The sequence below is a fragment of the Xenorhabdus innexi genome (assembly GCF_002632485.1).
In the GTDB taxonomy this organism is placed as follows: domain Bacteria; phylum Pseudomonadota; class Gammaproteobacteria; order Enterobacterales; family Enterobacteriaceae; genus Xenorhabdus; species Xenorhabdus innexi.
This window is the reverse complement of record NZ_NIBU01000025.1, coordinates 1-23599: the sequence shown is the minus strand read 5'-3', so window position 1 is coordinate 23599 and position 23599 is coordinate 1. Positions and strand designations below refer to the sequence as shown.

22 protein-coding genes, 1 tRNA gene and 1 pseudogene are annotated in these 23599 nt (G+C 46.5%); 17 read left to right on the top strand and 7 right to left on the bottom strand.

The features are described from left to right. The first annotated feature begins 17 nt into the window (after window positions 1–17). From murD to lpxC, 9 genes are all read left to right on the top strand, one after another. A complete protein-coding gene (gene murD, locus Xinn_RS11445) occupies window positions 18–1328 on the top strand; it encodes a UDP-N-acetylmuramoyl-L-alanine--D-glutamate ligase (protein ID WP_086956590.1) in 1311 nt (436 codons plus the stop codon). Next, window positions 1328–2521 (top strand): cell division protein FtsW, encoded by a 1194-nt coding sequence (gene ftsW, locus Xinn_RS11440; RefSeq protein WP_086955555.1) that lies wholly within the window; start codon window positions 1328–1330, stop codon window positions 2519–2521. Before murD ends, ftsW begins: the two co-directional genes overlap by 1 nt. Continuing rightward, entirely contained in the window at window positions 2518–3588 is a 1071-nt protein-coding gene (gene murG, locus Xinn_RS11435) for an undecaprenyldiphospho-muramoylpentapeptide beta-N-acetylglucosaminyltransferase (protein WP_086955557.1), read from the top strand. The genes ftsW and murG overlap by 4 nt, the downstream gene beginning before the upstream one ends. Before the next feature lie 103 nt (window positions 3589–3691). Further along, a complete protein-coding gene (gene murC / locus Xinn_RS11430; protein WP_086955558.1) occupies window positions 3692–5167 on the top strand; it encodes a UDP-N-acetylmuramate--L-alanine ligase in 1476 nt (491 codons plus the stop codon). Continuing rightward, the gene (locus tag Xinn_RS11425; RefSeq protein ID WP_086955560.1) at window positions 5160–6080 is read left to right on the top strand and encodes a D-alanine--D-alanine ligase; all 921 of its coding nucleotides are present in this window, start codon (window positions 5160–5162) and stop codon (window positions 6078–6080) included. The genes murC and Xinn_RS11425 overlap by 8 nt, the downstream gene beginning before the upstream one ends. Before the next feature lies 1 nt (window position 6081). Beyond that, entirely contained in the window at window positions 6082–6891 is an 810-nt protein-coding gene (gene ftsQ / locus Xinn_RS11420; RefSeq protein WP_086955562.1) for a cell division protein FtsQ, read from the top strand. Between the two features lie 14 nt (window positions 6892–6905). Next, window positions 6906–8162, top strand: coding sequence for a cell division protein FtsA (gene ftsA, locus Xinn_RS11415; RefSeq protein WP_086955564.1), 1257 nt, complete (start codon window positions 6906–6908; stop codon window positions 8160–8162). A gap of 68 nt (window positions 8163–8230) precedes the next feature. Then, a complete protein-coding gene (gene ftsZ / locus Xinn_RS11410; protein ID WP_086955566.1) occupies window positions 8231–9394 on the top strand; it encodes a cell division protein FtsZ in 1164 nt (387 codons plus the stop codon). A gap of 99 nt (window positions 9395–9493) precedes the next feature. Further along, window positions 9494–10414 (top strand): UDP-3-O-acyl-N-acetylglucosamine deacetylase, encoded by a 921-nt coding sequence (gene lpxC / locus Xinn_RS11405; protein ID WP_086955568.1) that lies wholly within the window; start codon window positions 9494–9496, stop codon window positions 10412–10414. Window positions 10415–10526: 112 nt separating this feature from the next. Here the strand turns inward: lpxC and Xinn_RS11400 are convergent, their stop codons facing one another. After that, entirely contained in the window at window positions 10527–11084 is a 558-nt protein-coding gene (locus tag Xinn_RS11400) for a DUF721 domain-containing protein (protein WP_086956591.1), read from the bottom strand. Window positions 11085–11121: 37 nt separating this feature from the next. On the opposite strand from Xinn_RS11400, the gene secM reads away from it, so the two are divergent. After that, complete coding sequence (gene secM, locus Xinn_RS11395) at window positions 11122–11661, top strand: secA translation cis-regulator SecM (RefSeq protein ID WP_086955570.1); 540 nt, start codon at window positions 11122–11124, stop codon at window positions 11659–11661. 155 nt (window positions 11662–11816) lie between these two features. Next, the gene (secA, locus tag Xinn_RS11390; RefSeq protein ID WP_086955572.1) at window positions 11817–14525 is read left to right on the top strand and encodes a preprotein translocase subunit SecA; all 2709 of its coding nucleotides are present in this window, start codon (window positions 11817–11819) and stop codon (window positions 14523–14525) included. A 156-nt stretch (window positions 14526–14681) separates the two neighbouring features. Here the strand turns inward: secA and loiP are convergent, their stop codons facing one another. The 3 genes from loiP to folD form a co-directional block, all read right to left on the bottom strand. Further along, window positions 14682–15437 carry a metalloprotease LoiP gene (gene loiP / locus Xinn_RS11385; protein WP_086955573.1) on the bottom strand — a complete coding sequence of 252 codons (756 nt, stop codon included), beginning with the start codon at window positions 15435–15437 and terminating at the stop codon, window positions 14682–14684. A gap of 1089 nt (window positions 15438–16526) precedes the next feature. Then, complete coding sequence (gene ybcJ, locus Xinn_RS11375; RefSeq protein WP_086955577.1) at window positions 16527–16739, bottom strand: ribosome-associated protein YbcJ; 213 nt, start codon at window positions 16737–16739, stop codon at window positions 16527–16529. After that, the gene (folD, locus tag Xinn_RS11370) at window positions 16739–17614 is read right to left on the bottom strand and encodes a bifunctional methylenetetrahydrofolate dehydrogenase/methenyltetrahydrofolate cyclohydrolase FolD (protein WP_086955579.1); all 876 of its coding nucleotides are present in this window, start codon (window positions 17612–17614) and stop codon (window positions 16739–16741) included. Before folD ends, ybcJ begins: the two co-directional genes overlap by 1 nt. 193 nt (window positions 17615–17807) lie before the next feature. Here folD and Xinn_RS11365 point away from each other — a divergent pair. Further along, window positions 17808–17884 (top strand) — tRNA-Arg (locus Xinn_RS11365). 73 nt (window positions 17885–17957) lie between these two features. Here Xinn_RS11365 and Xinn_RS11360 read toward each other — a convergent pair. The 3 genes from Xinn_RS11360 to Xinn_RS11350 all read right to left on the bottom strand — a co-directional run bounded on the left by Xinn_RS11360 (window position 17958) and on the right by Xinn_RS11350 (window position 19681). Then, window positions 17958–18134: a helix-turn-helix transcriptional regulator gene (locus Xinn_RS11360; RefSeq protein WP_422645984.1), complete on the bottom strand. Its 177-nt coding sequence runs from the start codon at window positions 18132–18134 to the stop codon at window positions 17958–17960. A gap of 301 nt (window positions 18135–18435) precedes the next feature. Continuing rightward, window positions 18436–18786 (bottom strand): hypothetical protein, encoded by a 351-nt coding sequence (locus Xinn_RS11355; RefSeq protein WP_086955583.1) that lies wholly within the window; start codon window positions 18784–18786, stop codon window positions 18436–18438. A gap of 283 nt (window positions 18787–19069) precedes the next feature. Beyond that, complete coding sequence (locus Xinn_RS11350) at window positions 19070–19681, bottom strand: helix-turn-helix domain-containing protein (protein ID WP_086955584.1); 612 nt, start codon at window positions 19679–19681, stop codon at window positions 19070–19072. 179 nt (window positions 19682–19860) lie between these two features. Here Xinn_RS11350 and Xinn_RS11345 point away from each other — a divergent pair, with 179 nt between their 5' ends. The 5 genes and pseudogenes from Xinn_RS11345 to Xinn_RS22435 all read left to right on the top strand — a co-directional run. Then, a complete protein-coding gene (locus tag Xinn_RS11345) occupies window positions 19861–20088 on the top strand; it encodes a transcriptional regulator (RefSeq protein ID WP_086955586.1) in 228 nt (75 codons plus the stop codon). A gap of 78 nt (window positions 20089–20166) precedes the next feature. Beyond that, the gene (locus Xinn_RS11340) at window positions 20167–20919 is read left to right on the top strand and encodes a helix-turn-helix domain-containing protein (RefSeq protein WP_086955587.1); all 753 of its coding nucleotides are present in this window, start codon (window positions 20167–20169) and stop codon (window positions 20917–20919) included. 36 nt (window positions 20920–20955) lie between these two features. Next, the gene (locus Xinn_RS11335) at window positions 20956–22851 is read left to right on the top strand and encodes a toprim domain-containing protein (protein ID WP_086955589.1); all 1896 of its coding nucleotides are present in this window, start codon (window positions 20956–20958) and stop codon (window positions 22849–22851) included. A 12-nt stretch (window positions 22852–22863) separates the two neighbouring features. Then, complete coding sequence (locus Xinn_RS11330; protein ID WP_086955590.1) at window positions 22864–23262, top strand: antiterminator Q family protein; 399 nt, start codon at window positions 22864–22866, stop codon at window positions 23260–23262. 136 nt (window positions 23263–23398) lie between these two features. Beyond that, a pseudogene (locus tag Xinn_RS22435) lies at window positions 23399–23599 on the top strand (IS4 family transposase); the annotation flags it as partial.

The following is a 23599-nucleotide window of genomic DNA, read 5'->3' as shown; positions in this document are numbered from 1 at the left end:
TCATGACTGAACAGATCATGACAAAATACGAAGGTAAAAAAGTCGTTATTGTTGGGCTGGGGTTAACCGGCCTTTCCTGCGTTGACTTTTTCATGGCGCGCGGAGTCACTCCACGCGTGATGGATACCCGTATCGTACCACCGGGAAGTGACAAGTTGCCGGATAACGTTGAATGCCACACCGGAAGTTTCAATACGCAATGGCTGATGGAAGCTGACCTAATCGTTTCCAGTCCGGGTATTGCACTGGCAACACCTGAACTACAGGCAGCGGCTGATGCAGGAATTGAAATCGTCGGCGATATCGAACTGTTCTGCCGTGAGGCAACAGCATCGATTGTGGCGATTACGGGTTCAAATGGTAAAAGCACAGTAACCAGTCTGGTTGGTGAAATGGCGAAAGCAGCCGGATGGCAGGTGGGTGTCGGGGGAAATATTGGCGTCCCGGCTCTGGCGTTATTGAAACAGCCATCCCAGCTATATGTTCTGGAGCTTTCCAGTTTTCAGCTTGAGACGACTTACAGTCTGCGCGCCGCCGCAGCGACAGTACTGAATGTGACTGAAGACCATATGGTTCGCTACCCTGAAGGGCTGGCTCAATATCGCGCCGCCAAGCTGCGTATTTATGATCAGGCCAGCGTGTGTGTTGTGAATGCGCAGGACTATCTGACTCTGCCGGTAACAGGTAAAGACAACCGTTGTATCAGTTTTGGTGTAGACAGTGGTGATTACCGGCTTGACACGGAACAGCAGCAACTGGTTGCCAATCAACAAGCAGTATTATCGATACGTGAAATGTGTCTGACAGGTCAGCATAACTACACTAACGGGCTTGCAGCGCTGGCGCTGGCAGATGCGGTTAATATCCCGCGAGAAGCCAGCCTGCGGGCATTGCGGACTTATCAGGGGCTGGCGCACCGTTTTCAGATAGTACATATGAGAAACGGTATTCGTTGGGTAAACGATTCCAAAGCAACAAACGTCGGCAGTACTCAGGCCGCACTGAATGGCCTGATACTGGAAGGAACTCTCTATCTGTTAGTCGGGGGGGACGGGAAAGAGGCGGATTTCACTCCTCTTCAGCCTTATTTATCAGGCAATAACATTCGTCTTTACTGTTTTGGTCGTGATGGCAATCAACTGGCACAGTTGCGTCCAGAAATTTCTACATTGACAGATACGATGGAGCAGGCCATGAGAGAAATTACACCGAAACTGGTGGCCGGAGATATGGTGTTATTGTCACCGGCTTGTGCGAGCTTTGATCAGTTTCGTGGTTTTGAACATCGTGGGCATGAATTCGCCCGTTTGGCGGAGGAGCTGGGCTAATGATCATTCCGGGCCTCGGTAAATTTAAAAACTGGCTGGCGGGTAATGTGGAGACAGATCCCACAGATATCGTCATGTATGATCGTACCCTGGTCTGGATGGTATTCGGGTTAGCTGTGATTGGTTTTGTGATGGTGACTTCCGCTTCAATGCCGGTTGGTCAGCGTCTGGCACAAGATCCATTTATCTTCGCTCGTCGTGATGGAACTTATCTTGCTCTGGCATTCTGTTTGTCATTGATTACGCTGCGTATTCCGATGGCATTCTGGCAGCGATACAGCAATATCATGTTATTAATCACGATTATGATGCTGGTTGTCGTGCTGTTTGTAGGTAGCTCGATAAATGGTGCTTCGCGCTGGGTAGCCATTGGCCCTTTACGTGTTCAGCCAGCAGAATTGTCGAAGTTATCGCTCTTTTGTTACCTCTCCAGTTATCTGGTGAGAAAGGTAGATGAAGTGAGAAATAACTTATGGGGATTCTGTAAGCCGATGGGAGTCATGGTTGCGCTGGCTGTCTTGCTGTTGGCCCAGCCTGATTTCGGAACCGTGGTCGTGATGTTTGTAACAACGCTGGCGCTGTTATTTCTGGCGGGAGCAAAATTGTGGCAGTTTCTTGCCATCATTGGCTGCGGGATCTTTGCTGTTTGCGTATTGATTGTGGCGGAACCCTATCGTGTGCGCCGGGTAACTTCTTTCCTGAATCCATGGGATGATCCTTTCGGTAGCGGCTATCAGCTCACACAGTCTCTGATGGCATTTGGTCGCGGAGATTTTTTCGGGCAGGGGCTTGGGAATTCAGTTCAAAAACTGGAGTATTTACCGGAAGCGCATACTGACTTTATTTTCTCCATTTTAGGCGAAGAATTAGGTTATTTAGGTGTGGTTTTAGTGTTGGCAATGGTATTCTTCGTCGCTTTCCGAGCAATGATGATTGGCCGCCGTGCGTTGCAGCTTGATCAGCGATTTGCCGGTTTTCTGGCCTGTGCTATCGGTATCTGGTTCAGCTTTCAGGCATTTATCAATGTTGGTGCGGCTTCAGGGATGTTACCGACGAAAGGACTGACATTGCCTCTTGTAAGTTATGGTGGTTCGAGCTTGATCGCGATGTCAACGGCCATCGTTTTATTATTGCGAATTGACTATGAAGTACGTCTGGCAAAAGCACAGGCGTTCGTAAGGAGCCCGAAATGAGTGGCAAAAACCGGCGGTTAATGGTGATGGCAGGTGGTACCGGAGGCCATGTGTTTCCGGGGCTGGCGGTTGCCCATCATTTGAAAGAACAGGGCTGGGATATCCGCTGGTTGGGAACAGCTGATCGTATGGAAGCTGATTTAGTACCGAAACATGGCATAGATATCGAATTTATCCAGATTTCAGGGTTACGGGGTAAAGGAATAAAAGCACAGCTTGCTGCTCCTATCAGAATTTTTAAAGCGATCCGGCAGGCAAAAGCGATTATCCGACGCTACCAGCCGGACGTTGTGTTGGGAATGGGCGGATACGTTTCAGGGCCGGGCGGTATTGCTGCATGGCTGTGTGGTGTTCCGGTCGTTCTGCATGAACAGAATGGTATTGCAGGGTTAACCAATCGCTGGCTGGCTAAAATTGCCAAAACAGTTTTGCAGGCTTTTCCGGGCGCGTTTCCTGATGCTCCGGTAGTGGGTAATCCGGTTCGTAAAGATGTGTTGGCCTTACCTGCGCCGGAACAGCGCCTTGCTGACAGACAGGGGCCTGTACGCGTTCTTGTTGTTGGTGGCAGTCAGGGAGCAAGAGTCCTGAACCAGACAATGCCAGAGGCCGCTTCCCGTATGGGTGACAGCATCTCTGTCTGGCATCAGGCGGGAAAAGGTGCGCAGGCAGAAACAGAGAAGAAATATACAGACTTGGCTGTCGCTGATTTCAGGGTGACTGAGTTTATTGATGATATGGCACAGGCTTATGCGTGGGCGGATATCGTCATCTGCCGCTCCGGTGCATTGACTGTAAGTGAGATTGCGGCAGCAGGTTTACCCGCGATTTTTGTGCCGTTTCAGCATAAAGATCGTCAACAATACTGGAATGCATTGCCGCTGGAAAAAGCAGGGGCAGCCAAAATACTTGAACAGCCTCAATTTACAGCGGATGCCGTGGTGGAATTGCTGAAACAGTGGCAGCGTCCGCAATTACGGGAAATGGCAGAGAAAGCCCGCTCAGTTGCCATTATCAATGCAACTGAACGCGTAGCTGCGGCATTGATTGATGCAGTTAAAAAAAATTAATGCAGTTAAAAAATGTAGTTTAAAAATGAGTATTCAGGCCGTTCTGTGGGTTCGCATATACCGGCAGGGCGGAGAAGTAAACATAACTAGTGAAGATTAAAACGTGAATATACAACAGTTGGCGAAATTAAGAGCTTCAGTGCCTGAAATGAGAAAAGTCAGGCATATCCACTTTGTTGGCATTGGTGGTGCTGGCATGGGTGGTATCGCCGAGGTGTTGGCTAATGAGGGTTATCAGATAAGTGGTTCTGACCTCGCTCCTAATCCAGTGACACAGCAACTGATTACACTGGGAGCAACCATTTATTTTAATCACCGCGCCGAGAATGTGCGCAATGCCAGCGTGGTTGTTGCATCAACAGCAATCCCTGCTGACAACCCGGAAATTATTGCTGCCCGTGAAGCTCGTATTCCGGTTATCCGCCGTGCAGAGATGCTGGCAGAGCTGATGCGTTACCGGCATGGCATCGCTGTTGCGGGTACACATGGCAAGACAACGACGACAGCAATGATTGCGGGTATCTATGCTCAGGCTGGCCTTGATCCTACATTTGTCAATGGCGGACTGGTCAAAGCTGCGGGAACTCACGCGCGTCTCGGCACCAGCCGTTACCTGATTGCCGAAGCGGATGAAAGTGATGCTTCTTTCCTGCACTTACAGCCCATGATGGCGGTGATAACCAATATCGAACCTGATCATATGGATACCTATCAGGGAGACTTTGAAAACCTGAAGCAGACTTTTGTCAACTTCCTGTATAATTTGCCATTTTATGGCCGGGCAGTGATGTGTATTGATGATCCGGTTGTGAAAGAATTGATTCCCCGTATCGGGCGTTATGTAACGACTTATGGTTTCAGCGAAGAGGCTGACGTTCGCATTACCCACTATGAACAGAAAGGAGCACAGGGCTTCTTTACCATCAGCCGTGAAGATTTGCCTGAACTTCATGTTGTTCTGAATGCGCCGGGGAAACATAACGCACTGAATGCAACAGCCGCTGTTGCTGTCGCGACTGAAGAAGGGATTGACGATGCAGCAATTCTGGCATCACTGGCTGAATTTCAGGGAACCGGACGGCGTTTTGATTTCTTGGGGGATTTTTCTCTCCGGAATATTAATAACAAAGAAGGCAGTGTCATGTTAGTTGATGATTATGGTCATCATCCGACTGAAGTCGATGCGACAATTAAAGCTGCGCGGGCGGGCTGGCCTGACAAACGTATTGTGATGATATTTCAGCCTCATCGCTATACCAGAACGCGTGATCTGTACGATGACTTTGCCAATGTTTTAAATCAGGTGGATGTTCTGTTAATGCTGGATGTTTATTCAGCCGGAGAAACTCCGATTCCGGGGGCTGACAGCCGTTCCTTATGCCGTACTGTCCGTAGTAGAGGGAAGTTAGACCCTATATTAGTGTCAGAACCGGAGCAAATTTCGGCCATGCTGTCACAAATAATGGAAAACAACGACTTAGTATTAGTACAGGGTGCCGGTAATATCGGTAAAATAGCGCGCAATTTGGCTGAGACAAAACTACAGCCGTCTTTTAATGAAGGAGTGCATCATGGCTGATAAGGTCGCTGTTTTATTGGGAGGGACTTCTGCTGAACGTGAAGTTTCACTGCAATCCGGGCAGGCTGTTGTAGCTGGGTTGAAGGAAGCGGGTATTAATGCGCATTCAGTCGATACAAAATACTTTGATGTGACTAAACTCAAAGAAGAAGGGTTCAGCAAAGTCTTTATCGCTCTGCATGGGCGTGGTGGTGAAGATGGCACAGTACAGGGTTTACTGGAATTTTTGCAGCTTCCTTATACCGGCAGTGGCGTGATGGCATCCGCTTTATCAATGGATAAATTACGAACAAAACAGCTATGGGAAGGAGCAAAACTACCTGTTTCTCCTTATGTTGTGATTAATTCACATCAATTTGAACAACTTAATGATTTTCAAATCAAAGAATATGTTCAAGAATTAGGGCTGCCGTTAATGGTGAAGCCAAATCTGGAAGGTTCCAGTGTTGGCATGACCAAAGTGAATGACTATTCCGAGCTATATGCAGCACTGGAGCTGGCATTCCAATATGACAAAACTATCTTGATTGAGAAGTGGATGTTCGGCCCGGAATATACAGTGGCATTTCTTGGTGATGAGGTTCTTCCCTCCATTCGTATTCAGGCACCGGATGTATTCTATGACTATGATGCGAAATATATCTCAAACGAAACTCAATATTTCTGCCCGAGTGGTTTAAGTGCAGAGAAAGAGCAAGAATTGGCGGATATCGCATCAAAAGCCTACAAGATCGTCGGATGTAGTGGCTGGGGAAGGGTTGATATCATGGATGATGGGAATGGCAATTTCTATCTACTTGAAGTGAACACTTCTCCGGGTATGACAAGTCATAGTCTGGTGCCTCTTGCTGCGCGTCAGGCGGGGGTAAGTTTTTCACAATTAGTGGCAAGAATTCTGGAGCTGGCTGATTGATATGTCACAGGCAGCCCGGAATACGCGGGAAATTGAAGCTCGGAGTTCCCGTCCCAGTAATGGTTATTATCTGGCTGGGTTTCTCTTCTTCCTGATGGTGGTCGGCACTGTCACATGGGGAGGTTGGGTAACCTTAGAGTGGATGAAGGATTCAGACAGGCTGCCACTCTCAAAACTGGTGTTGACAGGCCAGCGGCATTACACCACGGATGATGATGTCAGGCAGGCTATCCTGTCGTTGGGCACGCCAGAGACATTTATGACACAAGATGTCAATGTTATTCAGGGCCAGATAGAGCGGCTGCCATGGGTTCGTCAGGTTACGGTACGTAAACAATGGCCTAATGAACTGAAAATTCATCTGGTAGAATACGTGCCTTATGTGCGTTGGAATGATACTCACATGCTGGATAAAGAAGGAAGAGTATTCAGTTTGCCTATTGAACGTAGCACCACAGGGCATTATTCCATGCTCTATGGCCCGGAAGGCAAAGAAAAAATCGTATTGGCAGAATATCGCACAATGGCTGAACAGCTTGCTGCACATAAAATGAAAGTGAAAGCAGTGATCATGACGGCTCGTAATTCCTGGCAACTGGTACTGGATAATGATGTCCGGCTGGAGTTGGGTAATAAAGATCAAGAAGGGCGTATTCAGCGTTTTATTGAGCTTTACCCTGTGTTGCTGAAAAACACGCAAAAACGTGTGGCTTATGTGGACTTACGTTATGACAGTGGTGCTGCGGTAGGCTGGGCACCTTTATTAACTGATGCACCAGCTTCAATGAATGTGCAAGAAAATAAACAGTGACAGGCAGAACAACGATGATCAAATCAACGGACAGAAAATTGGTAGTTGGCCTTGAAATCGGGACAGCAAATGTATCTGCCCTGGTTGGTGAAATTCTGCCCGATGGTATGGTTAATATTATCGGAGTGGGGAATTGCCCATCCCGCGGCATGGATAAAGGCGGCGTCAATGATCTGGAATCAGTCGTAAAATGCGTCCAGCGTGCGATTGATCAGGCTGAATTAATGGCAGATTGCCAAATATCTTCAGTTTATCTGGCGTTGTCTGGTAAGCATATTAGCTGCCAGAACGAAATTGGTATGGTGCCAATTTCAGAAGAAGAAGTAACACAGGATGATGTGGACAGTGTTGTCCATACCGCCAAATCGGTTCGTGTTCGTGATGAGCACCGTATTTTGCATGTGATCCCACAGGAATACGCTATCGATTATCAGGAAGGTATCAAAAACCCAGTCGGGCTTTCCGGTGTGCGTATGCAGGCGAAAGTCCATTTGATTACCTGCCATAACGACATGGCAAAAAATATTGTAAAAGCTGTTGAGCGTTGTGGACTGAAAGTTGACCAGCTTATTTTTGCAGGATTAGCCGCAAGTTATGCTGTTTTGACCGAAGATGAACGTGAATTAGGCGTATGTGTCGTTGATATCGGCGGCGGAACGATGGATATCGCTGTATATACCGGCGGTGCTTTGCGTCATACCAAAGTGATCCCATATGCAGGAAATGTTGTCACCAGCGATATTGCCTACGCATTTGGTACACCACCGAGCGATGCTGAAACCATCAAAGTGCGCCACGGTTGCGCGCTGGGTTCGATAGTCAGCAAGGATGAAAGCGTTGAAGTTCCGAGTGTGGGAGGACGCCCTCCCCGCAGTTTGCAACGCCAGACTCTGGCTGAAGTGATTGAGCCACGTTATACCGAACTGCTGAATTTAGTTAATGATGAAATTTTACGATTGCAGGAGCAATTGCGTCAGCAGGGAGTGAAACATCATCTGGCCGCAGGGATCGTTTTGACAGGCGGAGGGGCTCAGATAGATGGCTTGGCTGAGTGTGCTCAAAGAGTATTTCATACTCAGGTACGTATTGGACGTCCCCTGAACATTACCGGCCTGACAGATTACGTGCAGGAGCCTTGCTACTCAACGGCAGTCGGGCTTCTGCATTATGGCAAAGAATCCCACCTTGGCGGCGATTCTGATGCTGATAAAAGAACTTCAGTAAGCGGCTGGTTCAAAAAAGTCAGTAGCTGGCTGAGAAAAGAATTTTGATTTTTTATACAGAGGCCGTGAAATAATCACCCCGGCCTCGACATAAAGGCACAAAACGGAGAGAAATTATGTTTGAACCACTGGAATTAACCAATGACGCGGTGATTAAAGTCATCGGCGTCGGCGGTGGCGGCGGTAATGCTGTAGAGCATATGGTGCGTGAGCGTATTGAAGGTGTCGATTTCTTTGCGGTTAACACTGATGCTCAGGCATTGCGTAAAACAGCTGTCGGTCAGACCATCCAGATTGGCAACGGCATTACAAAAGGATTGGGCGCTGGAGCAAACCCTGAGGTCGGACGTACTGCGGCGGAAGAAGATCGCGAATCCCTACGTACGGCACTGGAAGGGGCTGACATGGTATTTATCGCTGCCGGTATGGGTGGTGGTACAGGAACCGGTGCTGCTCCCGTTGTGGCTGAGATTGCCAAAGAGCTTGGAATTCTGACCGTTGCTGTTGTCACCAAGCCATTTAATTTTGAAGGCAAAAAACGAATGGCCTTCGCGGAGCAGGGGATCACTGAACTGTCCAAACATGTGGACTCACTGATCACTATTCCAAATGACAAATTACTGAAAGTGCTGGGTCGTGGCATTTCTCTGCTGGATGCATTTGGTGCAGCTAATGACGTACTTAAAGGTGCGGTTCAGGGTATCGCTGAACTGATCACGCGTCCCGGCTTAATGAATGTTGACTTCGCTGACGTTCGTACTGTGATGTCTGAAATGGGTTATGCCATGATGGGCTCTGGTATTGCGCAGGGTGAAGACCGTGCAGAAGAGGCCGCTGAAATGGCTATCTCCAGCCCATTGCTGGAAGATATCGATCTGTCAGGTGCGCGTGGTGTTCTGGTCAACATTACAGCGGGCTTTGACCTGCGTCTGGATGAGTTTGAAACCGTGGGTAATACTATCCGTGCATTTGCTTCAGACAACGCAACGGTAGTTATCGGTACCTCATTGGATCCGGATATGAATGATGAGCTGCGCGTTACTGTTGTTGCCACAGGTATCGGGATGGATAAACGTCCTGAGATCACACTGGTGACTAATAACAAAGCATCTCAGCCAAACACACTGGATCGTCGCTACCCACAGATGCCCGGTGGCATGACGTCATTACCTGACGAAAATAAACCAGCGGCAAAAGTTGTCAATGACCAGAGTACACAGACAAGTAAAGAACCTGATTATCTAGATATTCCGGCATTTTTGCGCAAGCAGGCTGACTGATAGCTAAAAAATTGGTTTCTCCGCTTTTTGTGTTAAAATCTCCTGCCAATCATATTTTATAGTGATTGGCAGGATTAGTGATATTGCGAGAGATAAACGATGATCAAACAAAGGACATTAAAGCGTATTGTTCAGGCGACTGGTGTCGGTTTGCATACCGGTAAAAAAGTCACATTAACAATGCGTCCAGCACCGGCTAATACCGGGGTCATCTATCGTCGTACTGACTTGAATCCTCCGGTAGATTTTCCGGCTGATGCCAAATCTGTGCGTGATACTATGCTCTGCACTTGTCTGGTGAATGAACAAAATGTGCGAATTTCAACCGTTGAACATCTGAATGCGGCACTGGCAGGTTTAGGCATCGATAATATTGTTATTGATGTGAACGCGCCAGAAATCCCGATTATGGATGGTAGCGCCAGCCCGTTCGTCTTCCTGTTATTAGATGCAGGCATTGAAGAGCTGAACGTGGCGAAAAAATTCGTGCGTATGAAAGATACAGTTCGCGTGGAAGAAGGTGATAAATGGGCTGAACTGGCACCATATCACGGTTTTAGTCTGGATTTTACGATTGACTTTCAACATCCGGCTATTGATTCCAGCTCTCAGCGTTATAGTCTGGATTTTTCAGCCGACTCTTTTGTTCGTCAGATTAGTCGTGCGCGTACTTTTGGATTTATGCGTGACATTGAGTACCTGCAATCTCAGGGTCTGTGCTTAGGTGGCAGCTTTGATTGCGCAATTGTGGTAGATGATTACCGCGTACTCAATGAAGATGGTCTGCGCTTTGAAGATGAGTTTGTCCGGCATAAAATGTTGGATGCCATCGGTGACCTGTTTATGTGTGGTTATAACATTATTGGCGCATTTACTGCGTTTAAATCAGGTCATGCATTGAATAATAAACTGCTACAGGCAGTTTTAGCGCAGGAAAGTGCTTGGGAGTTTGTCACATTTGAAGATGAAGCTGAAATGCCACTGGCTTTCCGTGCACCATCAACAGTGTTGGCATATTAATACAATAGATTATTAATACAGCTGTTATTGATAAACCGTGTATTGAGAATATTCTTATGATTCATCAGTGGGTTATGTTATCTGTTACGCTGCTCTCGCTGATGTTTTTTATTCAGCGCTGACGTTTCATCTTGGCTGCACTGGTACTCTCTCCGGCCAGCGCAGCCAATCGCTCCAATCTTCTTTTCAATTTTTCAGGGCTACGTTCAGCCAATGCCATCAATGTCTCTGCACTTTCATGACTTAACTGGCGAGTTGGTAAGCTCTGACTATCATTATTAAGTTTTCTTTCTGATATTTTTTCGACACTCTGTTCATTATTATGACTTTTAACCATTAATGATGGGTTAATCCTGATGTCGATAGAAGATAAAGATGGTAGAATTTCACTTCTTAATGCGGAAAGTAAAACGGGAATTTCATAGTAAAGTCTGGTTTTCCAGCTGGCATTACCTGTTTCTAACACCAAAATATGTTTACGATAATTTGCGACCCGGCACCAAGGGCGCACTTGTCCGGGAAGCAGGCTAAGAACAGCCCGGTTGAGTTTCAGTAATGCAATGGCATGTCGTTGAATGGCCTGAAGCGGGCTTTTTCCGGCAGTTGCCGCATTTTCTGGCTGATTTTCAAACAATAATAAGTCCAGTGATTGTGGGCGGCTATCTCGCATAATAAAGGCGGTTCCAGTATTTATTAATGAAGGTTTCATGAGTATTCTAAATCTTTGGCGACAATTTGGCAGGCGTTATTTTTGGTCTCACCTTTTACTGAGCTTGGTCGCTACAGGAATGGGTGTGCCTCCCGTTTTGGCCGGAGCCGCAGAAAGCCTGCCTCATACGGAAGCATCATCCGCTCAGCGAAATCAAAATCAGGCACTTTCATCCTTTGAACATTTGTTTCAGTTACAAAACTCTCAACGTCAGCCTTCAAATAACTTAAATTACTGGCAACAACATGCCGTTCGTAATGTTATCCGGCGGCTTTCTTTTGCTTTTTCTGTTACTGAGCCAGTCAGATGTGAAGAAGCAAAAGAAAGTATCCGGGTTGCAATGCCTTTCATGCAACGGCTAATGCTGGATACATTGCATGCTATGCTGATACAGGCTCCGACCCGATTTGAATCTGCGGTTGGTATTGCGGCTGTGACAGCAACTCCTCCTGATGTCCATACACCGGCACTCTGGGTTGCTCAAACTCAGGGTATTCGAGCCGGGCCTGCGGTTAACCATCAATCTTTATTATTTTAATGTGTCTGTCTGATTTTTGAGAATAAGACAGTTACGAAATTCGAGTCACATATCCAAATAGATACCAAATTGCATGGCAGCAATTTGAATCATAACGGATATAAAAGACACAATTGGCAGGCTGTAATAGTGGCCTCATTTGAGATGTATTAACTATGTTAATTAAATTACTGACTAAGATTTTTGGTAGCCGTAACGATCGAACCCTGCGTCGGTTGCGTAAAGCGGTTGATGTTATCAACCGTATGGAACCTGAGTTTGAAAAACTGTCTGATGAAGAACTAAAAGCTAAAACAGAGCAATTCCGTGCTCGCCTCAACGAAGGTGAATCACTGGAAAAAATACTGCCGGAAGCCTTTGCGACAGTACGTGAAGCCAGTAAACGCGTGTTTGGTATGCGTCACTTTGATGTGCAGCTACTGGGGGGGATGGTACTTAATGAACGTTGTATTGCAGAGATGCGTACAGGTGAAGGTAAAACGTTGACCGCAACCCTGCCTGCTTATCTGAATGCACTGAGTGGCCGTGGTGTTCATGTCGTTACCGTGAACGATTATCTGGCCCAGCGTGATGCTGAAAACAACCGTCCGTTGTTTGAGTTTTTGGGCCTGAGCGTTGGCATCAACCTGCCGAATATGCCAGCTCCGGCAAAACGTGCTGCTTATGCGGCAGACATTACTTACGGCACCAATAACGAATACGGCTTCGACTACCTGCGTGACAACATGGCATTCAGCCCGGAAGAGCGGGTACAACGCAAACTGCATTACGCTCTGGTGGATGAGGTTGACTCCATTCTGATCGATGAAGCCCGTACTCCACTGATTATTTCTGGTCCGGCGGAAGATAGCTCCGAGCTTTACATTAAAGTCGATAAACTGATCCCACAATTAATCCGGCAGGAAAAAGAGGATTCAGATACTTTTCAGGGTGAGGGGCACTTCTCCGTTGATGAAAAAACACGTCAGGTTAACCTGACCGAACGTGGTCTGGTACTGATAGAAGAGTTGCTGGTAAATGCCAAAGTGATGGATGAAGGTGAATCCCTTTATTCTCCGACCAATATTATGCTGATGCACCATGTGACTGCGGCATTGCGAGCACACGCCCTGTTTACCCGTGATGTGGACTACATCGTTAAAGATGGTGAAGTCATCATTGTTGATGAACACACCGGGCGTACAATGCAGGGGCGCCGTTGGTCTGATGGTCTGCATCAGGCAGTGGAAGCCAAAGAGCATGTTGAGATCCAAAACGAGAACCAGACACTGGCGTCTATCACATTCCAGAACTACTTCCGCCTGTATGAAAAACTGGCAGGTATGACAGGTACTGCGGATACAGAAGCTTTTGAATTCAGTTCCATTTATAAGCTGGACACCATTGTTGTTCCGACTAACCGTCCGATGATCCGTAAGGATTTGCCTGATCTGGTTTACATGACGGAAGCGGAAAAAATTGATGCGATCATTGAAGATATCAAAGAGCGCGTCAGCAATAACCAGCCAGTGTTAGTGGGAACTATCTCGATTGAAAAATCAGAAGTGATTTCTCAGGCGCTGACTAACGCGGGGATTGAACATAATGTTCTGAACGCGAAATTCCACGCAATGGAAGCAGACATCATCGCACAGGCTGGTCATGCTGGTAATGTTACTATAGCGACCAACATGGCAGGGCGTGGTACTGATATCGTGCTGGGGGGAAGCTGGCAGGCAGAGATTGCCAAGCTGGAAGAACCGACAGAAACGGAAATTGAGCAAATTAAAGCGGCATGGCAGGAACGCCATGATGCAGTGCTGGCAGCAGGTGGTTTGCATATTATTGGTACAGAACGCCATGAATCACGCCGTATTGATAACCAGTTGCGTGGTCGTGCCGGTCGTCAGGGGGATGCGGGTTCTTCACGCTTCTACCTCTCAATGGAAGATTCCCTGATGCGTATCTTTGCTTCTGACCGTGTTACAGGGATGATGCGTAAACTGGGTATGCAACCGGGCGAAGCGATTGAACACCCATGGGTGACTAAAGCAATTGCCAATGCACAGCGTAAAGTTGAAAGCCGCAACTTCGACATCCGTAAACAATTGCTGGAATATGATGACGTTGCTAATGACCAACGCCGTGCAATTTATGCCCAGCGTAACGATCTGCTTGATGTGAGTGATGTCAGCGAAACCATCTCCAGCATCCGTGAAGATGTTTTCAAAGTGACTATTGATGCTTATATCCCGCCACAATCTCTGGAAGAGATGTGGGATATTCCGGGCTTGCAGGAGCGTCTGGTTAATGACTTTGATCTCTCTTTACCAATTAAAGAGTGGCTGGATAAAGAACCTGAACTGCATGAAGAGACATTGCGCGAGCGTATTCTTGAAAAGGCGATAGAAGTTTATCAACAGAAAGAAGAAATCGTCGGTGAAGAGATGATGCGTAACTTTGAAAAAGGCATCATGCTGCAAACACTGGATACCTTGTGGAAGGAGCATCTGGCAGCAATGGATTATCTGCGTCAGGGTATTCACCTGCGTGGCTATGCGCAGAAAGATCCAAAGCAGGAATATAAGCGCGAATCTTTCGCTATGTTTGCCAATATGCTGGAATCACTGAAATATGAAGTCATCAGCACTTTGGGCAAAGTTCAGGTGAGAATGCCGGAAGAAGTGGAGGCACTTGAGCAGCAACGTCGTGCAGAAGCAGAGCGTCTGGCAAGTCAGCAGCACTTAAGTCATGAAGTTGAGCAGGGAGCTTTGATGTCAGAAGCGGAAGCACAAATGGCAAGTGGTTCCCGTAAAGTCGGACGTAACGATCCTTGCCCATGTGGATCTGGCAAAAAATATAAGCATTGCCACGGTCGGTTATAATTAAAGCCCGCTATAAACAGCCAGTGATAATTTATCGCTGGCTGCTATTTGCACCCTCAATGATATTCCAAAGGGAATAAAGTTGAGGGTTTTATTTTTTTGACGCTGTTTAAGATTTGAGCAATACCATTGACACCGCTGTAATCTGGGCAGAACCTATTGTTTTTTGTCTGCTGAAATACGGTCACGAACGTGTTGAGCACGCTCTTTTGACGGTGGATGTGAATCAAACATACTGGTCTCACCACTGCCCAGTTTAGCCAGTTTCTCGAAGCTGGTCGCTAAACCTTCAGTTTTAATATTGCGTTTTTTCAACAGGTCATAAGAGAAATCATCCGCCTGACTTTCCTGATGCTGTGAGAACTGCGAATTGAGTAGTTTTTCACCCAGTGACGCAAGTTGAGAATCGCTCAACTGTGCTGCGACACCACCGGCTGATGCTGCTGCTGTACGAGCAGCAACCGCAGCGTAAGCAACCTGCATAGCCTTACGTGAATGGCCCAGAGCAACGTGCCCCATTTCATGACCCAGAACACCTTCAACTTCATTATCGTTCATGATATTCATCAGGCCGCTGTATACGCGTACACAACCGTTAGCCATTGCCCACGCGTTTACATCATTAGTCAGATAAACTTTATAGTTAACTGGCGTACCGTTAACTTCGTTACCTAATGCTTTGGCGATTTTGTTCAGGCGCTTAGTGTATTGGCTGGATGCGGGTGCAATTTTATTCTGTGCATCCATATCCTCACATGATTGGTCAGATAGCTGTTTGACATCAGAATCACTTAGCGTTGCTGCTTTGAATAATTGCATTCCTGAGCTAGCCAGCATTCCATGGTCAAGGTTCTTACAACCAGTCAGCATTACAGCAGAAACAGCTACTGCAACAAGAGCTTTCATTTTCATAACGTTTTGTTTTCCTTTGCAATACACAGCCCTAATATTTTTAGAGCATTAAAAGACGATGCATTTTGCTAAAAATAATAATAGGAATAAACTCTAATAATGGTGATTATGTGAATTTGATAACACTTTAAACAAAATAATTAAACCATAAACAGAGCGATTTAGTTTAGATTAACTTAATAAATATAGCACAATGGATATTACTATTTTGCCAGAAAAGTCAGTCGGATTTAAAAATAATGATTATAAACATATGGTTATGATTATTTTCGTTGTAACAACAAGATGGCTGTCTGTGCTCATCATCTTAGTTACTTTTTATGAAGATTAACCCTTGCAAGAATGTAAATAATAACTATTGAGACTGGAAACGAAATAAATATAAAGTTTAGAGATTGAACTTTAATGAATTTGAGAAGCACTGAGAAATTCAGGATGTAAATTAGTCTAACGGCATTATTAATTATGCTAATTAAAAAGGCAGAGAAAATCAGTTGTAAACTGTATTTTAATTTATTCCGAAAAAAGAAAATTATGATACAAAAAATAAACAGAAAATTGTTAGTCAGCATCACATAATCAGTGGCATCAATAAGGAAATGTAGTTCATCTGGCGAATATTCATGACTTGGCCAGATAGTTATTACCTCTTTGATAGTTAACTCTATAGAAATAAACCCCATATTGTTAACAATAAATAAAGCTATTATTGGTATTATATTGAACAATGACTTAATCCACACGTTCATTACTGCTAGTCTTACAGGTATAAATGTATTCCTACAGGATTCTAATCTGTGATCTACGGGTTAAAACAATGGAGGCAGAGAATACAGATTTTCATTATCAAGCTGAATATATGTTTGAAGTGCTCGATAATTAGTCGCAAACTCGTTCATAACGAGCCATGTCATGCATAAATCCGAGATTTTTTGGAACATCTGTCAGATTAATTCTCATGGAAGTAATCATGCTTTGATACGAATAAAAAAAGCACCTTGAATTCTGATGGATATATAGTTATAAGATGAAAAACAGCACATCAATATATAACATGCTGTTTTTAAATAACTAATAATAAAAGTCAGGTTACTCTTCTACACGAACAGACACGTCATTAAAAGTAACAACTTTACCGGCAGTAATCTTGCAGCGTTTGCGGGTTTCAACCTGATCATCAACATGAACTAAACCTTCTGCAATCACAGCTTTTGCGGCAGCTCCACTTTCGCTCCACCCTTGAAGCTTCAATAAATCACACAGTTCGACATAAGGATGACCATCTAAATTAAAAATTTCCATCAATAACCTTCAGTTGTATCTCTATCATGATATTCCTCGCATGCCTGCAAGGTATTTTGAATTAATGTCGCAACAGTCATCGGGCCGACACCACCCGGCACAGGAGAAATCCAGCTTGCGTGTTCAGATGCTTTATCAAAATCGACATCCCCAATGACTTTACCATTTTCCAGACGATTGATACCGACATCAATGACTATCGCGCCGGGTTTAATCCACTCACCGGGAATGAAATTTGGTTTACCGACAGCAACGATCAACAAATCAGCCTGTTCAACATGCTGGCGTAGATCCTTCGTGAAGCGATGAGTAACTGTTGTGGTACATCCGGCTAACAGCAATTCAAGACTCATTGGGCGACCGACAATATTGGAAGCCCCAATAATAACCGCATTTAAGCCATAAGTGTTGATATTACAGCGCTCAAGCAGTGTCACAATCCCTCTTGGTGTACAAGGACGCAGCCTTGGAGCACGCTGGCACAGGCGGCCGATATTGTAGGGGTGAAAACCATCAACATCTTTATCAGGGTGAATGCGTTCCAGTACTTTGACGTTATCAATACCGGCGGGGAGAGGAAGTTGAACTAAAATACCGTCAATTTCAGGATCATTGTTCAGGTTATCTATTAAAGAGAGTAATTCGGCTTCACTGGTGGTATCTGGCAGGTCATAAGAGCGGGAAGTAAAACCGACTTCTTCACAGGCGCGGCGTTTACTTGCGACATAAATTTGGGAAGCGGGGTTTTCTCCCACTAAAACAACGGCAAGCCCCGGAGCACGTTTTCCGGCAATAACACGTTGTCTGACTTTTTCTGCAACTTCGCTTCTGATTGTCTGCGCAATCGTTTTCCCATCAATAATTTTTGCTGACATGTATTTAAGATTCCATCATCAATTATAGGAATGGGGGCTATTTTGTCAGAACATGAAGCGCCTGTCAGTTTTAATGATAATCATAAAATGAGCATCTGAACGAAAAGGCCATTGACTCAATCCATTATGCCCGTATAATCCACGTCAGCATTAACGCATTGCATTAATGATGTTTCTTATTTCACATCTCAATGCGCCCTTAGCTCAGCTGGATAGAGCAACGGCCTTCTAAGCCGTAGGTCACAGGTTCGAATCCTGTAGGGCGTACCATAAAATCAATAAGTTACGATAAAAAATCGAAGATTCTCCATAACAGCAGGTCAGGTAACGGGTCAAGTTAGCACTACTTCTTTTCCCTCACCCAAGCTTCATAAACCTCTTCAGACCACCCTAGAAATGTTCCACCAGCAGTTCTGTCTGGTTTAGGAAACTCATTTCTTTTTGCGTACATTCTCCAAAGTGTTGTTTTGCTTTTCCCGGTTAACTTTTGCATTTCTTCCCGTTTGATATATCTTATCATCACTATCTCCTGTTTTTTGAACTCAGCTTCCCAAAATCACCTTGATAATTTTTTCCGTGGTGACCTTTCCATCCACCACCCCCAAATGGTGTCTTCCAGCTCAGGGTTGAGGGTGAGGGATGTTATTTGAATTTATTGATCTTCCATTGTTGGATACCACATCAAGTACCCATTAATCATATCCGTATCGAGTTGTCTTCCATCTTCTCTTCTTGTGTATCCTCGTCCTGAATTCAGGTTGAAAAATGCCCCAGCGTAGGCGCTGTCATTCGGTTTTTATCGGAATAAAAATTTTTTGATTTTATTTTTTGGGCTTAATAAAAGGGATGGTATTCACCAAATGCATATATCGTCCTCGCCGTTTATAGAGTGCATAACCATAATCAGAAATGCGTTCTAAATGATAACAAGACACGGGTTCGGTATGTTTTGGGCTAACCCGATAGGTCGTTAATATATGATGTTTAAATTCATCGATATTCAGGCCGTTATTCCAACTCTCAGGGCACGAACCTGTCCAAAAAGAGGAATTATGTGTTCCTGAGTACAGGCGATCTGCTGGCGGAATAGTGGCAATAATGTATTTAATGTTAAGGATATTTTTTTGTTTTGCTGTCGGCAGTTTGATGGTGTCAGAAATAAAGGTATGCATAAATCCTCTCTTTTACTATAACAGTGATTATTCCTATCACTTTGATGCCGCTAACGTTATCACTTTAATCGCATCAAATCCATACCTAAAGTGATATAAAGGGCGTTTTTTTCATTATCCTGCTGATATGAAGTTATTTTAATCAAATCTTGCCTGAATGATTTTTCAGCGTGACAGTGATAAAGAGCCAGTTCGTACCCAAGACGCTGTGTGGAAAAACAGCATCCTGGCATAAAAAGAGGGGAAGAGAGGCTGGTTGACGTCAGGGAGGGGAACGCTACCGCTACCGTCTTCGCTTCATGTCACGAAATAAATAGACAATCACCCCGAGGATTTCCATCTCAGGCGAGAGTGTTATCAAGGGGATACGGGTGTCATCAACGGCCAAAAAACCGACTGCGCCGCCTTGCTTGTAACGATAAACCGAATAATGGTCGCCTATCCGCACATAGACTAAATCATCATTGGCGACAGTTTCCTGTGTATCCACCACAATCACCGTGCCTTCCGGTGCTTCTGCACAGCCGGTATTCTGGGTGATACGATAAGCGCGGCAGGCACTAAACGAAGCCTGCGGTTCAGAAAAGGCCGGCACTACAAAGGTTTCCCGGGTTTCCTGCTCTGCCTCATACACTTTGACCGGCACATAACGGTTATCCTGTCCGGCAGTCACATCAGTCTCACCCGGCTGATATTTATCACCACTGCCATCACTGAGCCATTCCGGTCGCACTCCCAGAGCCTTGGCCAAATCAACGAGCCGGCCTGTTTTAGTCGCATTTCCGGAGAGTAATTTCCATATCATCGATTGCGCCATCCCGGCTTTTTCTGCCAGTGCAGATTGGGTCAGCCCTTTGTCTGCCATGGCTTCTTTTAATCTATCAGCAAGAGTCATAAGTGCCTCATAAGTGGTTCCCGCATTTCGGTGAAATGCATGATAGAACCCAAGAATCGCAGTCTTGGATCTTTTTTTCTCATTCTATCTCTAAAGTGATACCTTTACAAATACTCCGATAGTGATTTATATTGACTGTTAGTGATATTGTTATTGCGGTTGTGTTGGAGAAGGCAACAATGAAAAACAAAGTGATAAAGAAAGTGATAAAAATCGCCGGTAGTCAGGCCAAACTGGCTCAGGTTCTGGGGTGTGCGCAATCGCTGATCAGCGCATGGTTATACGGAAAAAAACGGGTTTCGGTGTCATTGGTGCCCGATATTGTGGTTTTTTCGAACGGGGCGGTTCAGGCCCATGAGTTGCGTCCTGATCTGCCGACTGTTTTTCCGCCGCCTAAAACCAAATAAACACCGGTCGGTGGTGGATAAGGCAGGTCCGATATGAGCAGGTGGCTCTTGTTTAGCGTACGGTAAGGGGGAAGTGGTATGAGTATGAGTCTGATGGCGAAGGCAATGGGTATCAGGGTAGGCAATTCCCTGAGAAAACTGGTGCTGATCAAATTAGCGGATAATGCGAACGACAAAGGGGAGTGCTGGCCTTCATACCGGCACATTGCTGATCATTGCGAATGCAGTAAAAGTGCGGTGAGAAGTCACATTCATGCCCTGATTAAAATGGGGTTGCTGACCAAGGAGAACCGACTGGGGAACCATAACGGCAAGGGGAATGCCTCGAATGTTTATTACCTGAACTTATCCGCTGACCCTGTGCCATCAAAAAGCACCCCCCCTGTGTCACCGAAAAGCCTATCCCCTGTGCCGCCAGAAAATACCCCTGTGCCATTTGCTGACCTCCCTGTGCCGTCAGATGACAGCCCCCCTATGCCACCAGATGGCACCAGAATCAGTCACTCTTTTGAACCGGTCAAAGAACCTGTTATAAGCGCCAACGAAAAACCGTCACGAAAAGCAGAAATCCCCTACCCGCTGCCGGACAATTTTTTCCCGACCGAGCAGCATCAGGGGCTGGCCAGTGAGTTGGGCGTGAACCTGCGAGAAGAATTTTTAAAATTTGCGGATCACCATGCCAGCAAGGGCAACCGGTTTGTGGATTGGGGGCGGGCCTTGAACAGCTGGTTGCGTAATGCCAAAGCTTATCAGCGGGAGCCACAAAAAAATCCGCATCCGGATCATGCCCCACTTCAGAAGTACGGGGATTATTACTACCTCGAACGATAAGGTTGGCCGGAATTCAGTCAGTGAAAGGGAGAGCGTATGACACCAAAAGTACTGTCGGAAAAACTCTGGAATAACGTAGTGCGGGTAGCAAAATACCTGCTGCCGGACGGACGCAAGGCCGGGCATGAGTGGGTTGTCGGATCGGTCAACGGGGAAGCCGGCAACAGCCTGAAAATTAATTTGTCCGGCAAGAAAGTCTGGTCCGACTTTGCTGAAGGCACCGGCGGGGATCTGTTGGATTTGTGGGTGCAGGTGCGTGATTGTGGGCTGCATCAGGCCATGACGGAGGCAAAACAGTTTCTGGGGATTGCCGATGACGATCGCCATTTTGCCGCCAAACAGACAAAAAACTTTGTCCGGCCAGATCGTCATAGGCTGGCAAAACACGTCTTCAAACCTGACCAGTGTTATGCCTATCTGGCTAGCCGGGGGATCAGTCGCCAGACCGCGGAAGCGTTTGAGATTGGGGATGCCAGTGTCTGGTTTCCTGCTGAAAACAGGGTATTGCCGGCCATTGCCTTCCCCTACAAACGGAACGGGGAACTGTTGCAGGTCAAGCGCATCAGTACGGTGCGTCCCAAGGGTAAAAAAGTGATGATGGCGGAAGCCCGGTGTGAACCCTGCCTGTTTGGCTGGCAGGCAATACCGAACGCTGTCCGAGTGGTGATTTTGTGTGAAGGGGAGATCGACTGCCTGAGTTATCACCAGTACGGTTTGCCGGCCCTGTCTGTGCCGTTCGGGGGTGGTAAGGGGGCCAAACAGCAGTGGATTGAGTTTGAATACCACAATCTGGATCGCTTTGAGGAAATTTGGATTTCCATGGATAACGATGACGTGGGGCGGGAGGCGGCCAAAGAGATTGCCAGCCGGTTAGGGGCACATCGCTGCCGGTTAGTCAGCCTGCCGTACAAGGATATCAATGCCGGTTTGCAGGCGGGCATGACACCGGATGAGGTGGTGCGTTGCCTTGAAACGGCAGCCTTTTTTGACCCGGAAGAGTTGTGCAGTGCCCGCGAGTTTTATCAGGACACGATTGAGGCGTTCTACGGTCAGGCCCACTGCCTGTTTACCACACCGTGGGACAGGCTGAATCCGCATTTCAGTTTCCGCGAATCAGAGCTGACGGTGCTCAATGGGGTCAACGGGCACGGAAAAAGTGAGATGGTCGGGCACCTGCTGTGTGAAGCGATGGGGCAGGGCATCCGGGCCTGTGTGGCCTCTTTTGAGCTGAAGCCGGGACAGTTACTGAAGCGGCTGACCCAGCAGGCGGCTTGCTCGGAAAGGCCGCCGGTGGCAGAAATCGAGGCCGCATTTCAGTTTTACGATGATCGGCTGTGGGTTTTTGGCCTGACGGGAACGGCAAAAGCCGCGCGGGTGATTGAGATCTTCAGCTATGCGCAGCGTCGTTACGGTATTCAGCTGTTTGTTATCGACAGCCTGATGAAATGCGGTATCGGGGAGGATGATTACAACGGGCAGAAAGCCTTTGTGGATGCCCTGTGTGACTTCAAAAACCGTACCCGCAGCCATGTGATCCTGGTGACCCACAGTCGAAAAGGGGACAGTGAGGAGCGACCGACGGGGAAAATGGATGTCAAAGGCACCGGGGCGATTACTGACCTGACCGACAATTTGATGATTATCTGGCGCAATAAAGCCCGTGAGCGTGTGTTGCAAAAGCAGGACACCGGAGCCGGGTTAACGGAAAAGGAACGGGAAAAACTGGCCGATCCGGCGGCCATGGTGTTGATTGAGAAACAGCGGAACGGCAACGGCTGGGAGGGCGGTATCGGGCTGTATCTGGACAAAAAATCCCATCAGTTTTTGCCGCAGGAACGGGCTGATCCCTATCACTATATTGCCAATATGCCGGCCTCTGAGTATGACGAAGTGTGGAAGAGACAAAATGTTACCGAACATGAAGATGGATAAGCGAGGACACGAATGCGTGATATGCGAATGATCCTCAACCAATGGGGTGCGTGGGTTTGTGTGGGCAAAAGTCCGCTGGACTGGCCCTCTGTTGCCGCTGGGTTTAAGGGATTGCTGCCCCGTAACCGGAGAATACGTTCCCCGTGTTGTGATGATGACGGTAGGGTACTGGATGCCGCCGTGTTGCGGCTGAAACAGCATGACCCTTATTTATTCCAGCTGATTGTGCTGCACTATATTAAGGGGATCGCCTTGCGGTCAATGAGTGAACCCTTAGGTATTTCCCATAATGAAGTGACTAAACGGATACAGGTGGCAGAAGGGTTTATTGAAGGTGTTCTGGCGGTTTCCGGGGCGGCACTGGAAATCCATAAAGGGGTTCAAAAAGAAGGCGTTAAAGCGGTTGCGTAATGACAAAAGTCAGTATATTGTGATACATAGATAGGATCTTAAGCAATAACCGTTTATTTTTAGATAGAAAAAAGGCTTCATTTATGATCTGATAATCGTCGCTAAACTAATATCAAAACCACGGATGAAGCCTGTGATGATTATCGCTATAAAACACCAGCTAATGCAATTCTTCAATGATGTTTCTTTGCAAAAGATTGCTGTTCAATGTGGATTTATTCAACGCGTGAGAAATATTGAACCTCATGTGTTTATCCTTAGCCTTATTACGGCACTTAGCTCGGGGAAAATCACCTCCATTGCCCAGTTGCATCAAAAAGTTAATGGCCTGTGCCCC